Origin of the sequence: Chryseobacterium sp. KMC2, assembly GCF_016756935.1 — a bacterium.
GTDB classification, from domain to species: Bacteria; Bacteroidota; Bacteroidia; order Flavobacteriales; family Weeksellaceae; genus Chryseobacterium; species Chryseobacterium rhizosphaerae.
The window spans coordinates 100,937-119,058 of sequence record NZ_JAESIT010000005.1; the positions used below are offsets into that span (position 1 = coordinate 100,937).

The following is an 18,122-nucleotide window of genomic DNA, read 5'->3' on the forward strand; positions in this document are numbered from 1 at the left end:
TTTAAATTTTTGGTTAGTGGGTAATTGCTTTTGTAATGATCGAGATGTCACCTTTTGAAGCCGCAATAAGGATTACTGCCTGCCAGGAATTATTTTGTGCAATTTCATAATTGATCTCAGCACGGTTCAAAAGATAGAGAGCCTGGGTGAAGTCTACAATGGTTGTCAAGCCATTTTCATATAAAGCTTTTTGTTGTTGAAAAGCGTCTGTGGCAGCCTGCATCTGTATTCGGGACTCTTTTACTTTTATAAGTGCATTTTTATACTTTGATTCAGAAAGGCTCTGCTGGTTAGATAACTCCTGTTGTAGTTGCTGATAATCAAAATCCAATGCTTTTGTGATCAGTTTCTGTTCATGGACTTTGAAGCTGGTTCTGTAGAAGTCCGTAAGGTTCCAGCTGAGGTTTAAGCCAACAATGTAATTCATTCTGTCTACTCCGATTCCTTTTAGGTAAGACGATGAAAAAGCAGCATTATCCTGAACATAATTCCATCCAAAACCTGATCCACGACCCTGAAATACTCCAAAAAGTGAGAGTGACGGAAGTTTCAATGTGTGTAAATGGTCTTCCTGTTTCCTGCTTTTATTCATTTTCTGAGCAATAAAAAGCATGCTTGGATGCATTTCAGAAGATGATGCAGTTTCCTGAGTCAGAGATGGGGTATTGCTACTGAAATAATGATCCAGCTGATAATCTGTAAAGTCTTCCACCAGCAAATCAGCTAGTTTTTTGTTGTAGTCCAGTACGTGATCATTAGCATTGATCGTTGCTGTCTGGGCACTGGACATTTCCGCTTTGGCGAGTGAGGCATCTACTTCCGGAATTAATCCACTTTCTGCTCTTGCTTTCGCGATGGTATAAATGACTTCTGAACGGGTATGATTTTCGTGCTGAACCTTTTCAAGGCGTTGGCTGACAAGAAGATTGAAATAAGCGGCGGCTGTTTTGATCTGGTGTTGGAAAATTTCCTGGTGCAAATCTGCTTGATGAACTTCTGTATCGGCGATTTCTATATTTTCTTTGGAGGCAAGCTTTCCAAACGTGTAGATATTCCAGTTGACATTAGTAAGATATAAGCTTCCAAATGCAGCATTCCAGTTCTGTTCTGCCAGCGGCATTGATGTAGCGGCTGTGCCAAGTCCCCCCTGGCTGTACATAGGTCCGTTTTGTGCGTTAATAGTCCCAAAACTCTGTTGAGCCATTAACGTAACTTCCGGAAGGTAGTAGGTTTTTTGAAGCTGAAGCCTTTCCTGAGAGGCCTGTATATTGATTTCCTTTTTTTTGATGGACTGGTAATTTTTTTCGGCCCTAAGTAATACGTCTTCTAAGCTCGTTAATTGAGCAAAGGACAGGGCAGGGCAGCCCAGCCATAAGATGAGTGCTCTGAATGATAAATTCATATGGTATATTTAGAATTAAAATTGAAAAATAGTTGTCCCTATTGGGATCATAGTATGATTCAACAGTATTCTAAATTCTGTAAACGCAATGAAGGATGAAAAGGGAAGGGTAGTTGAGATGGTATTTTGAAGGATCAAAATAAGAAGTATGATTCTCAGGATCAGCAGCAGGTGCACTGTCAAATACTGTCCCTAAGTTATAATAAGGAATGGATGCTGATAAAAATTTAACCGGAGAGTTTTTGTAAGAATGTGGCAGGTTGTCTTCTTTACAGATTTTTTTAACTTCCAGCTTACAGCATCCACTATGATTTTTTTGTTTATTGGCACTGCATTTCGGGCAGTCCAGATCAGAAAGCTTTTTCAGTCCTACATGGATTTCACTTGAATTTCCTTTGCATACATGTTTGCTGGTAGTAAACCCTGAAGATACCACCATATAAAGAAAGAGAAATAATATGTGAAAGACGCTTTTCATTTCGCGTGATAAAATTAGCCTGATTAGCGTTGATGATATTATAGAATTATGGAAAAAGTTTATACTTTATGGGAAATAGGTCTCATTTCTATGGATAATCATTGTTTTTAACCATTAAAAAAGACCCAAAGATATCTCTGAGTCTTAATTAATTGTTTAGTTATAGTGATACCGTTCGATTATTTATTGTTTCACAACCTTATTTCCCACTCCTGTAAGAGAGGCATTAGGCTTTCCTGATTTTGTTCCGGAAGTTCTGTAGTATACTGTATTGTTGCCACCTTCTATGGCAACGTTATCCACTTTATCAATGTATATCTTGTTACCGGTTCCTGAAACAGAAACCTTTCTTGCGCTTCCTTTAACTGTTACTGTATTATCACCACCAGAAACCTCTACATTTCCACCATTAAGGGTATAATTTAGAGTATGTCCAACGCCATCTACCTGTATTGTTTTACCATTAGACTGTTCTACCCCTTTCATGGATTCTGTTTTTCTGGATTGAGAAAATGCAGTACCTCTTCCTAGTAACAGGATAGCTAAAATACCTGCTGTTTTAATACTTTTCATATTGAATTTGGTTTTTGTTGGAGGTAAATATAAGTACAAAATAATTTTCTCATTGTTAATCAAAAGTTAAATGATTGCTTTTTTTGGATGTGAAGAGAATCTGTCTCAAAAGTCAAGGGAAGATTCCTAGGCGACATCCTTGGATATCCTTGTCAAGGTTTTAAACCTCTCTTCTTTAAGTTAAAATTATAAACAAAAAAGCCTCTAAAAATAGAGGCTTCGATCAAATCGTAAAATGTAGATTACTTGATAATAATTCTTTTAAGATGTCCTTCAGAAGTTTTCATAAGGTAGACTCCTGTAGAAAGACCGGAAGTATTGATGGTTAAAGCGTTCTTTTCTTTTCCAATCAGTTTTCCTGACATATCATACAGCTCATAATCCTGTTTTCTGTTAAAATAAAGGGTATTTCCTTTATTTACAGGATTAGGGAATACATTGAATGTTGCAGTTTCAGGTTGTATTTCGCCCGTTCCCAGGGTTGGAGCCTGGGCTACCTCATAGATCGATAAGGTACCACTGATCTCATTGGCTACAATGACATACCCTTTGTGGGATGTCGTATTTTCAGGAGCGATATAAATAATACCCTCAGGCCCGTTATCACCACCATAGGCAGAAGTAGAACGGGAATGTTTATAATCTGTAAAAGTAGGATTGTTAGGATCTGTAATATTGTAAACCATTACTCCTCCTGTTCTTTCCAAGGTAATGAAAGCGAAGGTTTGCCCGTTGATTGTCCCTAAGGTAACTCCTTCCGGCTCCGGACCTTTTGCACGGCTTCTGTTTTTAATGGCATTGGATTCATTATCCACATTGAAAAGCATTGGATAATAGGTTGCAATGTATCTTTCAAACTGGTCTCCACTGTCATAGACTCTTTGTTTTGTATCTGCATTGAAAATGGAGAATGAGCGTGCTCCTAATGCTGCTATTTCCTCAAAATCTGTATCTCCGTCTGCATTCCCTGTAGCCGATGAAACTCTGAATCTCCCTAAATTATGAGAAGCTTTTAGTATGGCTGACTGAGGAAAAGCAGTTGGATCTAAAGTGTAATTATTAGCACCTACAGTGGTTCTTTCGCTGTATCCTGAAAGGTCTTTCTCATCCCCTTCATTGGCTGTTACAATATAATGGGTATTTCCTACTTTATAGTTCTGTACAGCATCAGGAGTGTAATAAGCTTTTACAGGCCAGTTGGCAATTAATACCTCTCCATTGTTATCAGAGGCATCAAAGCCATTCCCCGGTAGGCTCATGTCCTTTTTACCTAATCCCCAAATCCCTGTAATAGATTTGGTGGTAAGGTCAACTTCTGCAATAGCATTGTTTTCCTGAAGTGTTACCCAGGCCTTTTGGCTGTCTGCACTTACGGTGACATATTCAGGTTCTAAATCCTGAGAAAGGGTATTGTTGGTTCTTACTTTTCTTAATCCGGTTGCTGTTAAGGCTGAAACCTGAGAATCAAAACTGTTAAAATTAAGAGTAGCTACATGAGTTTGGGTAAGGTTACCAATTCCTCCTGATATATCAATGATGCTGACAGTACCTTCAGGGTCTACCGTATAAGCATCGTTTGGCTCTCCTTCATTGGCTGTAATCACTTTTGTACCGTCAGGAGTGAAGGTAATCATATCGGGTAAAGCTCCTACGGTAACCTGTTTCAGAAAGTTTCCGTTAATATCGAAAAATACTACAGAACCGTTCTGTTGAGGATTGGTGTTTGGAGATGCTGCCGCTATGATTCCGTTTTTCACAGCGATACTTGTAATTCCGCCGTAAGGAGCCATATTGACTGTTTTGATAACTGATGGAATGTTAGGATTACTGAAATCAATAATATCAAATACATCGGTAATGGAGCTGATTGTAAATAAACGCTGTGTAGAAGGATCGTGAACTACAATTTCTGTGGAACTGTTATTATTTCCTGAAGGATCAAAACTTCCGATATAATTCAGCTGGATCTGATTGGATGGAACAGGGGCCGGTTTATCATTGTCTATAATATAAACTGTTGCAGAATTATCTCCCGAAATGGTTGCTCCGGTTGGGTTTTCAAGGCTTACCACAAAATATTCTGCGTGCTGCTCTTCCGTTGCATCATCAATAATAGGAATATTGACAGTATAACTTGTTGTGGAAGGCGTAATAGTAATGGTCTGGTTAGCTAAACTAAAATCATTACTGTCTGCTGTACTGAATGGAGCAGGTTTAACCACTACATTAACTGTTGCCGTTGAGGGATTGGCTACGTTAATTTTGAAGGCCAGGGTTCCTATATTTTCATTGACTTTAATGAAATTCTTATCTAATGAAATTGTAGTTCCTGCTGTTGTAAATGTACTGGATGTAACTGCTGTGACTCCATTATCGCTGAAATCTTCAATTGTATTGGGTTTAAGAGCTACATAATAAGTCTGCCCCGGCACTAAGCCGGAAGTTGGGATGACGGTAATGATGTTGTTGCTGAAGGCTGTAGTAAAGGGAACTTGTGTACCAGTAGAGTTTCCCAGATGAAACTCTACCAGATTTTGTGCATTAGAATCGTTAATCGCGGAATTGTCTGCCCATCTTACATTTTCATTAAAAGAAATAGTAGGGTTGACAGTTGTTGAAGCATTATTTGTGTTGTTTATAGGAAGATAAGTGACGGTGGGGGGAGTAGTGTCAGCACTTCCTGTGGAAGTCGCATCTACCGTAAAATTATCAAAGCGATTGTTTCCACCTGTTCCTCCACCTGTTGCAGAAAATTCAACTTTTAATTTAAAATTCGGGTTATTGGAAGCTCCTGCTACAGCCGAAAAGTCAAAGGTAATGAGCTGTGGGTTGATATCCTGAGGATTTACAGTCTGGTAGGGGATAAAGGTGGTTCCATCCGTGGAATAAGACCATGCCTGTGTTCCTGCTCCCTGACCTGATCTTCTTGTCGTGAATTTTATATTCACATTATTATAACCTGTTGTAGGAAGGTTGAATTGTAATGCACCCCCAATAGGATTATTAAATCTTAAATGGGTTCCGGATGGATCTCCATTTCGGGCATTCAGATTAGCCGGATCGAAGTTTTGTCCTGTACCATTTGCAAAATCTATTATACTGCTGCCACCTGCTAAAACATTCAGTGAGCCATTAGTAAGTGTAGAAGTAGGTGTCGTGATGGAAGCTGTGGAAGCATTATTATTAAAATTCCAGTAATGAATAAGGGTTTGCCCGAAAAGTCCGCTCTGAAAAAAGAATGCGGCAATGACAGATCCTTTTAATAGGTAGTTGTTGATCATTTTTTACTTTTATTAGATAAATGCAAAAATGAACTTTATGTTTGTTAACTATTTTAATGGAATTTTAAGAAATGTTTAAGAAACAGGTTCATACCATACCCAATATGCAATAGAGGATAACCTATTATAGAATTTACTTACTGACAGACTTACCGGAAAAATTGAGAATAGTTCCGGATTTATTTCCTTCCAGAGGGTGTTGCTGCATGTAAAAAAATCCTGAAACTGCAGTCAGGAGCAAGAGTACAAAAATAACCAGAACAATTCTTTTTAACATGTCTCTCATATCGCTAAATTTTTAATATCTCTAATCTCTAAAGTGGAGGTTGGGTATCCTTTTTGTACAGCATTGATCATAGCTTTCCCCACTTCGTGTAAAGATAATGATTTTGACGGTAAAAAAATAGGAAAAAACCAAATAAAAGGTTTGAAAAACCATTTTACATTCAATTGACCTTCAACGGGTTTCATAAATCCAGGACGAAAATTATAAGCGCTTTTGAAATTCATCTTTTTTAAAGCGTTTTCTGTTTTCCCCTTCACTCTTGCCCACATTAGCTTTCCACTTTCCGTGCTATCAGTCTGAGCTCCTGAAACATAGGTGAAGACCATTTCCGGATTCTGATTCAGAACAGCTTTTGCCAAATGCAGAGTGGTATCGTAAGTAATTTTAGTATAGTCTTCCTCATTCATCCCGACACTGCTGATCCCGGCACAGAAAAAACAGGCATCATAGCCTTTCAGGTTTTCATCATCGATATGTATTGACAAAAAGTCAGAAACAAGATATTCCTTTAGTTTTGAATGCTTTTTTCCGGAAGGTTTTCTGCTTATGCTCAGTATTTCAGAAACGTTCGGGTTTTCCAGGCATTCCAGTAAAACACCTTCACCTACCATTCCGGTAGCTCCTGTAAGAATTATTTTGATTGGGTTCATTGTTTTGCTATTGATAGTTGTATGACGGATGAGGGATCGGGTTTACTTTAAAGTTAGGGATTTTTTTTGTTTAAAAGATAAAAGATAAAAGATAAAAGATAAAAGATAAAAGATATTGGATATTAAAATTCAATAGGAGCGGACTTTAGTCCGCTTTCATAGATAAATACAATTCATTGGGCTTTAGCCCAAACTTAAATTTTAGATGATGAATGAGAATTTCATAGCCCTGATTGCAGCGATATCCTTTTTCCGGAATGGCTTTTAAAAGTGGCTGTAGAAAAAGATACAGCGGAAAGCAGGAATAGCTTCAAAAAAAGAAAAACCGGACCAATACGGCCCGGTTTTCAAATATAATATTGTAAAAATTATTCTTTATGGTGTAGCTGACTGTAAATATTCTGGATCAATCCATCTGCCACAGAGATCTTAGGAACGAAAATCCTGTTGATATCGGACCATGACATTACATTGTTGAAAATGCGTAAGGCAGGAACTAAAACATCTGCTCGGTCTTCTCTCAGGCTATAGTTTGTCATCCTTTCTTCTACTGAAAGTTCATTAAATTCCTTATATACCTTTTTAAGATGAGATAAAGACATTGGTTTGCCTTCTTTTGTTTTGCTCATGGAGAAAATCTTGTTGATATTTCCTCCAGAACCTATAGCAACAATAGGTTTTTTACTGACAATATTTTTTTTGATCTCTTCTTTCATCTCTTTCCAGTTGTCTGCCGTGACAAGGTCATTAAGCAGACGGATGGTTCCGATATTAAAGGATCTTTCGTAGAGCATTTTACCGTTTTCGTAGAAGGTAAGTTCTGTAGAACCTCCACCTACATCGATGTATAAATAAGCAAAATCTTTGTCGAGCCCTTCAGCTACGTGGTTTTCATAGATCAGGGTAGCCTCTTCATCTCCGGAGATAATTTCTATATTGATTCCGGATGTCTCCTGCACCTGTCTGATGATTTCATCACCGTTTGCCGCATCACGCATGGCACTTGTAGCACAAGCCCTGTAATGGTCTACTTTATAGATCTTCATGAGGTCGCTAAAGATCTTCATGGAATCGATGACCATTTTTTCTCTTTCGCTGCCTATTTTTCCAATGGTGAACACATCCATTCCCAGCCTCAGAGGGATTCTTAAGAGGTTGAGTTTAATGAATTCAGGTTTTCTATTATTTATTTTTACTTCATTAATAAGAAGTCTGGCTGCGTTACTTCCTATGTCTATCGCTGCGATCTTCATTTTTTGTTGGTTTTAGCTTTTAAATATTTATAGGTTTCTATTTGAGAGCGACATTCTTTCTTGTCATTTCTTACATATTCGTTGCTCAGTTTCTTATCTAAAATCCGGGCTTTTACATTGTCTCTGAGCTGAATGTCGAGAATATCTTTTATTTCTTTTTTTAGATTTTTATCTGTAATTCTTGCTGCTGCCTCAATTCTGTAATCGAGGTTTCGGGTCATCCAGTCTGCAGAAGAGATGTAGATGTCCTCAGAGCCTTTATTGTAAAAATACATTACTCTGGCATGTTCCAGATATTCATCAACGATACTTATCGCTTTTATTTTTTCTTTAAAGTCTTTTTGATTGACTGCGCAGTAGATTCCTCTTACAATAAGCTTTGTCATTACTCCTGCTTTTGCGGCCTCATAAAGTTTTTCAATTAAAGATCTGTCACTTAGAGAATTGGCTTTAACAATAATTTCGGTTTTTCTTCCGGCTTTAGCCTCTTCAATTTCTTTATCAATATGGTGAATGATTTTTTCACGCATAAATTGTGGACAAACCAATAGATTTTTGCAGGTTTTCAATACCGGAAGATAATCATCTTTTGGTTTTTTCAGGACATTGAAGACTTTATTGATGTCTGCCATAATGCCACGGTCAGCTGTCAGCAATAGATGATCTCCATAGATTCTGGCTGTTTTTTCGTTGAAATTTCCAGTGCTTACAAATCCATACTGAATGGTTTTGTTATGGGCTCTTTTTTTGATCACACAAAGTTTGGCATGCACTTTTTTGTTGGGAAGTCCCACCAGTACTGTAATTCCTTCGGGTTCCAGCATGTCTTTCCATTTCAGATTGGATTCTTCATCAAATCTTGCCTGAAGCTCCAGCATGACCGTTACTTCTTTGCCATTTCTTGCGGCATAGATCAACGCATTGATGATCTTTGAGCTGCTTGCCATACGGTAGGCTGTGATCTGTATAGATTTTACATCCGGGTCCATAGCAGCTTCACGAAGAAGATCGATGACCGGATTATATTTATGGTAAGGAAAAGTAAGCAATATATCTTCTTTTAAAATGACGTCTGTTACCCTTTCACCGTGTTCAAAAGCCTGATGGGTGAAAGAAGTTCTTTCCTCGGGTCTTGCATAGGTCTCAAAAACATCGGGAAAGTCCATGAAATGTTTGAAGTTATGGATTTTTCCTCCCGGAATAATACTGTCTTTTTTGGTAAGGTTAAGCTTTCTGATCAGGAGCTCCAGGAGTGCCTTATCCATATCTTTATCAAACACAAAACGGGTAGGTTTTCCTTTTCTCCTGTTTTTGAGTCCTTTTTCTATTTTTTCTGCGAAGTTGGTACGGATGTCATTATCAAGGTCCAGTTCAGCATCTTTTGTTACTTTAAAAGCATTGGCTGCAAATTCGTCATACCCGAAATAAGAGAAAATATGGGGTAAGTTGAAGGTGATGACATCTTCCAGCAGCATTACATTTTTCTCTTCCGGATCTTCAGTAGGAAGCAGTACAAATCTTCCGACAAATCGTGAAGGAATCTCAATAATGGCATAGTTGCTGGAATACTGCCAGTCTTTTTTTCTCATGGCAACACCCAGATAAAGACTTTTATCTCTTAGATAGGGCATGGGAGTATTCTCATGAAGCAGGATAGGGATCACATTAGATTCCACCACTTCATCAAAATAATTTCTGACAAATTCCTTTTGTTTGGCAGTCAGATTTTTAGAATTCTTAATGAAAACTTTATGGTCAGCCATTTCTGCCTGGATTTTTTTCCAGGTTTTATCAAAATTCAGCTGGTGTCTCATCACAATGTCGTTAATGTGCTGAAGAATTTTGGAAGGAGGCTGATAGAAAGATTCAGCAATCACTTTTTCCTTAAAATCCATGGCACGCTTTAATCCGGCAACACGTACTCTGAAAAATTCATCCAGATTATTGGAAAAAATGCCGAGGAAACGTATTCTCAAATGAAGAGGGACTTTTTCGTCCATAGCCTCCTGTAAAACTCTTTCATTGAAGGCAAGCCATGTAATATCTCGCGGATTAAAGTGTAATGACATTCTTAAATGTATATAATTTATCAAAAATAATAATTCGTAAAGTTTCTGACTCTATTTATAAGGTTAAACTTTGATTAATTTTTAAGGAAGAGTGAATTATTGCTCCTGGGTTGATAGTAATTATCCGGAGATCATTGTGAATCAGTGTGTTTTTTATATTTTTATTTTCTAATAACCAAATATCATGAAAAAAACAATTGTACTGAGTGTATTACTTTCTGTGGGGTTAATGAATGCCCAGCAAAAACAGAGATACGGTCTTTTTGCAGGAGTAAATATCAGCAGTCTTTCAGGCTCTGATGCAGAAGGTTTCTCTTCCAGAACAGGATTTCACGCCGGTGGTTTTATCTGGAATTATCTGTCTGATAAAATTTCTATCGATGTAGAACTGGCCTATTCACAGATGGGATCAGATTTTAATGCCAATATTCCTCATAAGATCAATGATATGAACCCTTCCTCATTTTCATTAAGTGGGAAATTAAAAGCAGATTATCTGAGACTGCCCGTATTGTTCAGTTATCATCCGATAAATGACCTTTCTGTTTCTTTAGGACCGGAAATTGGGATTTTAATCAACAAGGAACTTGAATATAACCAGAGCATCAATGGGACAACGAAACAAAAACCGGATAATATGCAGCAATTTGATGCCGGAATAAAAGTAAAAGCACAGTATATTTTCGCAAAACATTATCTGGCCTCAGTGGGATATTACTTTGGAATGACAAAAATTTATAAAAGCACTGCAGTATATGCTTCCAATTCTTTGAATTTTCAGGATGCCCCTAAAATATATAATTCCAATCTTGGAATATCTGTAGGCTATGTTTTTTAAATTTTCCCGCACGAATGCAGGCTATTGTCTGCTGATTATCTGAAAAAATTTCCATATTAATCTATAGAAAACCTCGATGTAACGGGGTTTTTATTTTTATTGTGTCATTTTGTCACAAATCTTTGAATGGTACAGATATTGAGAAATTGAGAGTGTAAATTAAACTTAAAAATTAGAAAAAATAAAATATTATGAGTAAAATAATTGGAATTGACTTAGGAACAACCAACTCTTGTGTTGCTGTTATGGAGGGTAAAGACCCTGTTGTTATCCCAAATGCAGAAGGTAAAAGAACAACACCTTCTATTGTAGCATTTACAGAAGATGGTGAAAGAAAAGTAGGTGATCCTGCAAAAAGACAGGCTGTAACGAATCCAAAGAAAACTGTATACTCTATCAAAAGATTTATCGGAACTCACTTTAAAGAAGATGCTAAAGAAATCTCAAGAGTACCATATGAAGTAGTAAGCGGACCAAACGATACGGTAAAAGTAAAAATTGACGATAGAGAATATACTCCACAGGAAATTTCTGCAATGACTCTTCAGAAAATGAAGAAAACTGCTGAGGACTACCTTGGACAAGAAGTAACAAGAGCGGTAATTACTGTTCCTGCATACTTCAATGACGCGCAAAGACAGGCTACTAAAGAAGCTGGTGAAATTGCAGGTCTTAAAGTAGAAAGAATTATCAACGAACCTACAGCTGCAGCGTTAGCATACGGTCTTGATAAAAACCATAAAGATCAAAAAATCGCAGTATATGACCTTGGAGGTGGTACTTTCGATATCTCTATCCTTGATTTGGGAGATGGTGTATTTGAAGTATTATCTACAAACGGAGATACTCACTTAGGAGGTGATGACTTTGATGATGTGATCATCAACTGGATGGCTGATGAGTTCAAAGCTGAAGAAGGTGTAGATTTAAAAACAGATGCTATTGCTCTTCAAAGATTGAAAGAAGCTGCTGAAAAAGCAAAAGTTGAATTATCTTCTTCTGCTCAGACTGAAATCAACTTACCATATATTACAGCTACAGCTACAGGTCCTAAACACTTAGTGAAATCTTTAACTAAAGCTAAATTTGAGCAATTATCTGCTGATTTGGTAAGAAGATCTATGGAACCGGTTGCTAAAGCATTAAAAGATGCAGGTTTATCAACTTCTGATATTGACGAAGTAATCTTGGTAGGAGGTTCTACAAGAATCCCGATTATCCAGGAAGAAGTAGAAAAATTCTTCGGTAAAAAACCTTCTAAAGGTGTTAACCCGGATGAGGTTGTAGCAATTGGTGCAGCTATCCAGGGAGGTGTATTGACAGGAGACGTAAAAGACGTATTACTTCTTGACGTTACTCCACTTTCTTTAGGTATCGAAACTATGGGTTCTGTATTCACTAAATTAATTGAAGCGAATACGACAATCCCAACTAAAAAATCTGAGGTATTCTCTACAGCTTCTGACAATCAGCCAGCTGTAAGCATCAGAGTAGGACAGGGAGAAAGATCTATGTTCAACGACAACAAAGAAATCGGTAGATTTGATCTTACAGATATTCCACCAGCACCAAGAGGAGTTCCTCAAATTGAAGTAACTTTCGATATTGATGCAAACGGTATCTTAAGTGTATCTGCTAAAGATAAAGGTACAGGTAAAGAGCAAACAATCAAAATTCAAGCTTCTTCAGGTCTTTCTGACGAGGAAATTGAAAGAATGAAAAAAGAAGCTCAGGAGAACTCTGCAGCGGATGCTAAGAAAAAAGAAGAAGTTGAAATTTTCAACAAAGCTGACGGATTGATCTTCCAGACTGAAAAGCAGTTGAAAGAATTCGGTGAAAAGCTTTCTGCTGACAAAAAAGCAGCTATTGAAGCAGCTCACACAGAATTGAAAACAGCTTTCGAAGCTAAAAATGTTGATGATGTAAAAGCTAAAACTGAAGCTTTAGATGCAGCATGGATGGCCGCTTCTGAAGAATTGTATGCAGCAGGTCAACAACCGGGTGCTGATGCAGGAGCAGGAGCTCAAAACCCTGGAGGTAGCAATGCAGGAGGTGAAGATGTACAGGATGCAGACTTCGAAGAAGTAAAATAATCGATGTAGTAAGAAATACGAACATCTATTTATAAATAAAAACCGCAGTAAACATTGTTTGCTGCGGTTTTTTATGATTGATAATAAAGGTCTTAATGTGTAAATTTATTTTACAAGGGCTGCGTAAATAATCAGATTTAAAGAATTTCAACTTCTTCAGGAACAATAAAGAGAATCGTACAGCCATTTTCAGAGGTCACGGAATGCTTAAAAGTAGGCGGAGTATATAGATAATCTCCTTTTTCCAAATGGGCACCCGCTATATGGGCACTTCCTTTTAAGATGAAAAGCTCTTCTCCGGCAGGGTGATTGTGATAAGGATAACTTGCTCCGGGTTCAAATTTTAAAAGAATAGTGGTAGAGCGGTTTTTCTCCGGATCAAATTTCAGCGATTTTACGAAAATACCTTCGTAATGAATTCCTTTTTCAATGAGAGGTTGCCATTCTTTCTGTTCTGTTTTTACGATATAATCGTGAATGTTTGTGTTCATAATATTACATTTTAAATTGTTATTGAGGTAGAAATTGTTCTAAGGTCCATTTGTAATGGGAGAAAGTGCTTAGCAGGAATGCCCCGGTACTGAAAACAAAAACCGAATAATCCAGGGGTTCTTTAAGTCCAAAGGAAATACTCATGGCAACAGCAAATAATAGGGTGAGTATAGATGCACAAAAGGCAACTTTCTTGATACGGTATCCTACAAGAAGTAAGATCCCGATCAATACTTCGGCAACTGTGGATAATACTGCAATGCCCGGCGCAAGAGACTGAGGTAAAAAAGAATTGGTTTCTGCGGTATAGTGTACAAAGTTTTTCCAGCCGGAAGATTGAGATCCCCAAAGGTTTAATCTGCTTGCTGTCGCCGATAAAAATCCTGCGGCTAATGCTATTCTTAATGAAAAGACGGCTATGTCCTGTTGAGTTTTCATACTTATTTTAAGTCTTAATTATAAGTACAAAGTTCAGGGAAAGAGACCTTCTAAAGAATAGAGAATTCCGGGAAAAGCATATAATATTTTAGTTTTTCACTGCTTTCTGATAGTCTTTTGGAGAGTGAGAAGTATGCTTTTTAAAGAAATTGGAAAAATAAAAAGGATCATTAAACCCAAGCTGGTAAGCAATTTCCTTTACACTCAACTTTTCATAAAGTAAAAGTCTTTTCGCTTCGGAAATAACAAGGCTGTAGATGACATTCTGTGCCGTTTTATGGGTATGCAGTTTTGAAACCTCATTCAGTTTAGCTTCAGTAGTCCCTAATAGATCGGCAAAACGAGATACCGGATAATTGTCAGCAAAATGATTCCGTACGCTTTCAAGGAATTTTAAAAACAAAGCGTCGGGTTTCCAGATTTCATCTCCGTTGGCAATTTTACTGCGGTTGATTTCTACTAATAATAGTTCAATTAAGGAGTGGGTGGAGATCAGATATTGATAGGGCTTTTCTTCAATTTCTTTTTCAATCCGGCTGAGGGTTTCTGTAAAAAAAGATGGATGCTGAATACTGATCATTTCATTCATTCCAAAATGACAAAAAAGACCGTTGTGGAAAATAAGTTCAATATCACGGTCACTTTTACTGAAAAAATCCAGAGTAAATTCCAGGACAGTCAGTTCTCCTTCTGCCATCATGAGCTGGTGGAACTGTCCGGAAGTAATCGTGATGGTCTGTCCGGCTTTCAGGATAAAGATGTTTTCATCAATCAGAATTTCTGCACTTCCGCTTTGGCACCAGAAGAGTGTATATTTTATAACCCGTCTTGGCTCAGGATGTCCCGCCTGATGTGAATATTTTTTTATTTCAATCATAATAGGAATATATCGATAACTTCTGATTTTCAGTCTTTGGTTTAGCTCAGACTAAATTACAAAATTGCTCATGTAAAGATCATATATACCCATTATTTTTTAAACTTTTTCATGAAATAGCTAAGTTGCTTTTATAGCTGTTGAAACTTCAGTTGGAGCCGTAAAAGATGTTGTAGTATTTTTTTTTATGTATTTAATTATTTGATATTCAGTGTTTTTCATGTTTTTGATGAAAATCATAATAATGAAATCAATTATCTACGTTTAATTTATATATTTGTTTTTATTTAGAATAAATAAAAAATATTAATATAAAAAAATAGAAATGGCATACAATCCCTGTGAAATAAGGAATTCATGAACAAGTAGATTATTTGTTATCAAAAAAATAAACTAACAAAATTTTAAAATTACTACAAAAATGGCTGCCGGGCATACTTAAAAAGTGTAATTCCCTATGTGAAATGCAGCTTACGCTTTAAAAACTAAAAAAATTATGGAACAACAAAGCAAAAGGATCCTGGCACTGGATTTAATAAAAGGAATGAGTGTTATAGGAATGGTGATTATACATACCTTACTCATATTTGCAAATGTAAAATCACAATCAGAGTCGGTTATTGGAAGTTTTATTGTGTTTTTGGGAAGAGGAACTTCCATCTTTCTGATCTGTATGGGAATAACGTTTATGACGTCGAGCCATCAAAGCCTTAAGAGTGCATTAAAGCGCGGGGTTTTACTCGTATTTGCAGGCCTTTTTATGAATTTCATGAAGTTTATGATTCCTGTGATTTTTAATTTTGCTCCGGATAATTTTATCCAAAAATATGGCTGGCACGCTCCCATAGAACAACAATATGTGTACCTGGTACTGCTGGGGGATATTTTACAGTTAGCCGGGATGTCCTTATTATTCGTAGGCTTTATCAGAGAATATGTCAAAAATAAATATGTAATTCTTGCGATAGGATTATTGGTAGCGCTTGTATCCCGGGAAGTAAGTGGAATCAATATGGATTATCCTGTTATTAATTATGTTTTAGACCTTCTTTTTAATAATGATTATCCTGCCTATGTTTATTTTCCTGTTTTCCCATGGATGTCTTTTATTATTATCGGGATGTTTTTCGGTAAATGGTTTCTGGAACTTAATCATAACAGCAGGCAGCTGTTTAGAAATATGCTATATGTGGGACTGTTGTTTATAGCCATTGGGGCTCCTTTGGTTTTCTTATACGGTAAATACCACTACAATGGTTTTTATCACATGGGACCCGGAGGTGTTATTTATTTTGCAGGATGGACATTAGTTTTTCTGTGGCTTATTTTTAGGATCACCTTACATACGAAAGAAAATAATGCGATCAGAATTTTAAAATACTGCAGTAAAAATCTAACATCAATGTATATGATACAATGGATATTAATTTCCTGGGGTAAAGGTATCTTCGGGTATAGACAACATGGAATTGGGTATGTGCTTGTACTGATCCTGTTTTATATTGTCCTCACATTTGCTGTTCAGATTTCATTAGATATACTAAGAAAGAAGAAAACATTAGTTCTCTTTAGAAGAGCATCAATGGATGAAACCGCTCTGAAATAATACTGAATGCTTATTGGGTTTCGGAAAAAAGGGATACCACACCGGATATTAATATTTTACAAGAAATACAATAATGTGATTATCATATTTCTTGTAAAATACTTACATTCGTGTAGATAAAAAACAAAAGTATTAATGAAATATTCTAAAATTATTGTGGTGGCAGCCTTACTGTTCTTTCAGTTAGGTCTGGCACAGGAGAAGGCAGGTATCGTATTAGACAAAGCGCTTAAAGAAGCTAAAGTAAGCCATAAAAATGTATTGCTGGTGTTTCATGCTTCATGGTGCAAGTGGTGTAAAGTTATGGAGAAAAATATGAACCTTCCGGAAACCAAACCTATTTTTGAAAAGAATTTTGTTACTGCATATGTAGATGTTCAGGAAAGAGGAGAAAAGAAAGCACTGGAAAATCCGGGCGGACAGGAGCTGATGAACAAATACAAAGGAGAGAATGCCGGACTTCCTTTCTGGCTGATCTTAAATCCTAAAGGAGAAGTGCTTGCCGATTCTTTTGATGCCAAGAAACAAAATCTGGGGTCACCCTCTACCCCTGAGGAAGTTGCCATTTTTAGTGCAAAACTGAAGAAAAGCTCAAAACTGAGTAAAGAAGAACTTCAGATCATTGAGAATGTTTTTACTAAAAAAGATAATTAGAAAAATCCCGGGTTAGACGCCTGGGATTTTTTATGTTCCTTCCCTAATTTCCATAAAATATAACTCCCCGAACAACTAAAGTTGTCCGGGGAGTCTTTTCAAATTAAACTATTTTATTTACCAAAGTAGATCTGATCCTGTTTTTGCTGTTCAGTATAGATGATCTGGAAACTTACGGGCATATAACGGTAAAGAAGCTTCCAATGCTGGATTTTAGCATGCTTTTTAAAGCTCTCAAAAGACCTGATGAAGATATTTTCGATCATCGTTCTTACATAAGAATTTCCATTCCTGTAAAGCCCGTCCATAAGTTTGATGTGGTGAGCTATAATGCTGATCTTCGATTCTTGCAAAAGACCCTTCAGGTAATTAACGGTAGCCTGCATGATTCCTGCAAAATTATCCTGAACAGATAACTGTGTGATTTCCCTGCGAAGGGGCGGATAGAAAAATTTTAAGTATTCAACAGCTATTTTTTGATTAATAGTTTGCATTTGTACTTTCATCATAATTTAGAATTTTTCAAACACTTAGTATTGCAGCGAAATGTATACCAAAATTTATAAACATGCTGCAAAAATGAAAACACTTACGATCACAGCAATGTGAGTGAGTAATATCTCGGAATTATGTTTGTTAGTCGTGGTTTTCCAGGTTTTCCAATCTGAAATTTTTCTTATTTTATTTTTCATAATCTATTGATTGTGAGTTATTTTGATTTTTGTTTAATTTAAACACTTTGTAATGAAACGGGTCAAAAATGTAATAAACTTATATCCCGTGACTGTAAATTTGTCTTGAATAGATCTTTTGTAGGTCTATGGAAATATGACTAAAGATCATTTTTTTATATTCTTCACTGCAGAATGCTGTAAAATTGTCCAGAGAATAGATAAAAGTATGCTCAATCGCATTTTTTAGGACTGTATCTCCATCGCTGTACATTTTGTCCATCTTTTGTAAACTCCTCAGCAACAGATTTCTGTCATTCTGGCGGATCATATTTTTAATACGTTCGGTGAAAGCCCGGACTATAGCATAAGGATTTTGATTTTTCTCCTCTTTCAATTCACGTTCAAAGTCGGGAACGAGTTCTGTGATTTCCTGTGCAGCCTGTAAATAGTTCATATTA

Annotated in this window: 17 protein-coding genes; 4 read left to right on the forward strand and 13 right to left on the reverse strand. The window is 36.7% G+C overall.

Annotated elements, in window-relative coordinates:
- Nucleotides 1-13: 13 nt before the first annotated feature.
- The 8 genes from JML65_RS07550 to ppk1 form a co-directional block, all read right to left on the reverse strand.
- Nucleotides 14-1,402: a TolC family protein gene (locus JML65_RS07550; protein ID WP_202270424.1), complete on the reverse strand. Its 1,389-nt coding sequence runs from the start codon at nucleotides 1,400-1,402 to the stop codon at nucleotides 14-16.
- A 70-nt stretch (nucleotides 1,403-1,472) separates the two neighbouring features.
- Nucleotides 1,473-1,880 (reverse strand): HYC_CC_PP family protein, encoded by a 408-nt coding sequence (locus tag JML65_RS07555; protein WP_123863317.1) that lies wholly within the window; start codon nucleotides 1,878-1,880, stop codon nucleotides 1,473-1,475.
- 183 nt (nucleotides 1,881-2,063) lie between these two features.
- Entirely contained in the window at nucleotides 2,064-2,453 is a 390-nt protein-coding gene (locus JML65_RS07560; protein WP_202270425.1) for a DUF3060 domain-containing protein, read from the reverse strand.
- Nucleotides 2,454-2,695: 242 nt separating this feature from the next.
- The gene (locus JML65_RS07565; protein WP_202270426.1) at nucleotides 2,696-5,734 is read right to left on the reverse strand and encodes a choice-of-anchor I family protein; all 3,039 of its coding nucleotides are present in this window, start codon (nucleotides 5,732-5,734) and stop codon (nucleotides 2,696-2,698) included.
- A 133-nt stretch (nucleotides 5,735-5,867) separates the two neighbouring features.
- A complete protein-coding gene (locus JML65_RS07570) occupies nucleotides 5,868-6,020 on the reverse strand; it encodes a hypothetical protein (RefSeq protein WP_156126086.1) in 153 nt (50 codons plus the stop codon).
- Entirely contained in the window at nucleotides 6,017-6,670 is a 654-nt protein-coding gene (locus JML65_RS07575; RefSeq protein WP_047492077.1) for an NAD-dependent epimerase/dehydratase family protein, read from the reverse strand. Before JML65_RS07575 ends, JML65_RS07570 begins: the two co-directional genes overlap by 4 nt.
- A 368-nt stretch (nucleotides 6,671-7,038) precedes the next feature.
- Complete coding sequence (locus JML65_RS07580) at nucleotides 7,039-7,923, reverse strand: exopolyphosphatase (protein WP_047492080.1); 885 nt, start codon at nucleotides 7,921-7,923, stop codon at nucleotides 7,039-7,041.
- Nucleotides 7,920-9,992, reverse strand: a complete 2,073-nt coding sequence (ppk1, locus tag JML65_RS07585) for a polyphosphate kinase 1 (RefSeq protein WP_047492083.1) — start codon at nucleotides 9,990-9,992, stop codon at nucleotides 7,920-7,922. The genes JML65_RS07580 and ppk1 overlap by 4 nt, the downstream gene beginning before the upstream one ends.
- A 184-nt stretch (nucleotides 9,993-10,176) precedes the next feature.
- On the opposite strand from ppk1, the gene JML65_RS07590 reads away from it, so the two are divergent.
- Together JML65_RS07590 and dnaK are read left to right on the forward strand one after the other, a co-directional pair.
- Nucleotides 10,177-10,830 (forward strand): porin family protein, encoded by a 654-nt coding sequence (locus tag JML65_RS07590; RefSeq protein WP_202270427.1) that lies wholly within the window; start codon nucleotides 10,177-10,179, stop codon nucleotides 10,828-10,830.
- A 191-nt stretch (nucleotides 10,831-11,021) separates the two neighbouring features.
- Nucleotides 11,022-12,923, forward strand: coding sequence for a molecular chaperone DnaK (gene dnaK, locus JML65_RS07595; protein WP_047492086.1), 1,902 nt, complete (start codon nucleotides 11,022-11,024; stop codon nucleotides 12,921-12,923).
- Between the two features lie 137 nt (nucleotides 12,924-13,060).
- Here dnaK and JML65_RS07600 read toward each other — a convergent pair whose 3' ends face one another.
- The 3 genes from JML65_RS07600 to JML65_RS07610 form a co-directional block, all read right to left on the reverse strand.
- Nucleotides 13,061-13,414 carry a cupin domain-containing protein gene (locus tag JML65_RS07600; RefSeq protein WP_202270428.1) on the reverse strand — a complete coding sequence of 118 codons (354 nt, stop codon included), beginning with the start codon at nucleotides 13,412-13,414 and terminating at the stop codon, nucleotides 13,061-13,063.
- Between the two features lie 19 nt (nucleotides 13,415-13,433).
- On the reverse strand, nucleotides 13,434-13,853 hold the full coding sequence (locus JML65_RS07605; RefSeq protein WP_202270429.1) for a DoxX family membrane protein: 420 nt from the start codon (nucleotides 13,851-13,853) through the stop codon (nucleotides 13,434-13,436).
- Nucleotides 13,854-13,941: 88 nt separating this feature from the next.
- Nucleotides 13,942-14,730 carry an AraC family transcriptional regulator gene (locus tag JML65_RS07610; protein WP_202270430.1) on the reverse strand — a complete coding sequence of 263 codons (789 nt, stop codon included), beginning with the start codon at nucleotides 14,728-14,730 and terminating at the stop codon, nucleotides 13,942-13,944.
- A 496-nt stretch (nucleotides 14,731-15,226) separates the two neighbouring features.
- Between JML65_RS07610 and JML65_RS07615 the strand changes: the two genes are divergently transcribed.
- Both JML65_RS07615 and JML65_RS07620 read left to right on the forward strand, forming a co-directional pair.
- Entirely contained in the window at nucleotides 15,227-16,336 is a 1,110-nt protein-coding gene (locus JML65_RS07615; protein ID WP_202270431.1) for a heparan-alpha-glucosaminide N-acetyltransferase domain-containing protein, read from the forward strand.
- Between the two features lie 135 nt (nucleotides 16,337-16,471).
- On the forward strand, nucleotides 16,472-16,990 hold the full coding sequence (locus tag JML65_RS07620; protein WP_202270432.1) for a thioredoxin family protein: 519 nt from the start codon (nucleotides 16,472-16,474) through the stop codon (nucleotides 16,988-16,990).
- A gap of 113 nt (nucleotides 16,991-17,103) precedes the next feature.
- On the opposite strand, the gene JML65_RS07625 is transcribed toward JML65_RS07620, so the two are convergent.
- Both JML65_RS07625 and JML65_RS07630 read right to left on the reverse strand, forming a co-directional pair.
- Complete coding sequence (locus tag JML65_RS07625; protein WP_047492103.1) at nucleotides 17,104-17,499, reverse strand: hypothetical protein; 396 nt, start codon at nucleotides 17,497-17,499, stop codon at nucleotides 17,104-17,106.
- Between the two features lie 262 nt (nucleotides 17,500-17,761).
- Nucleotides 17,762-18,118, reverse strand: coding sequence for a hypothetical protein (locus tag JML65_RS07630; RefSeq protein WP_115918742.1), 357 nt, complete (start codon nucleotides 18,116-18,118; stop codon nucleotides 17,762-17,764).
- Between the last annotated feature and the right edge of the window lie 4 nt (nucleotides 18,119-18,122).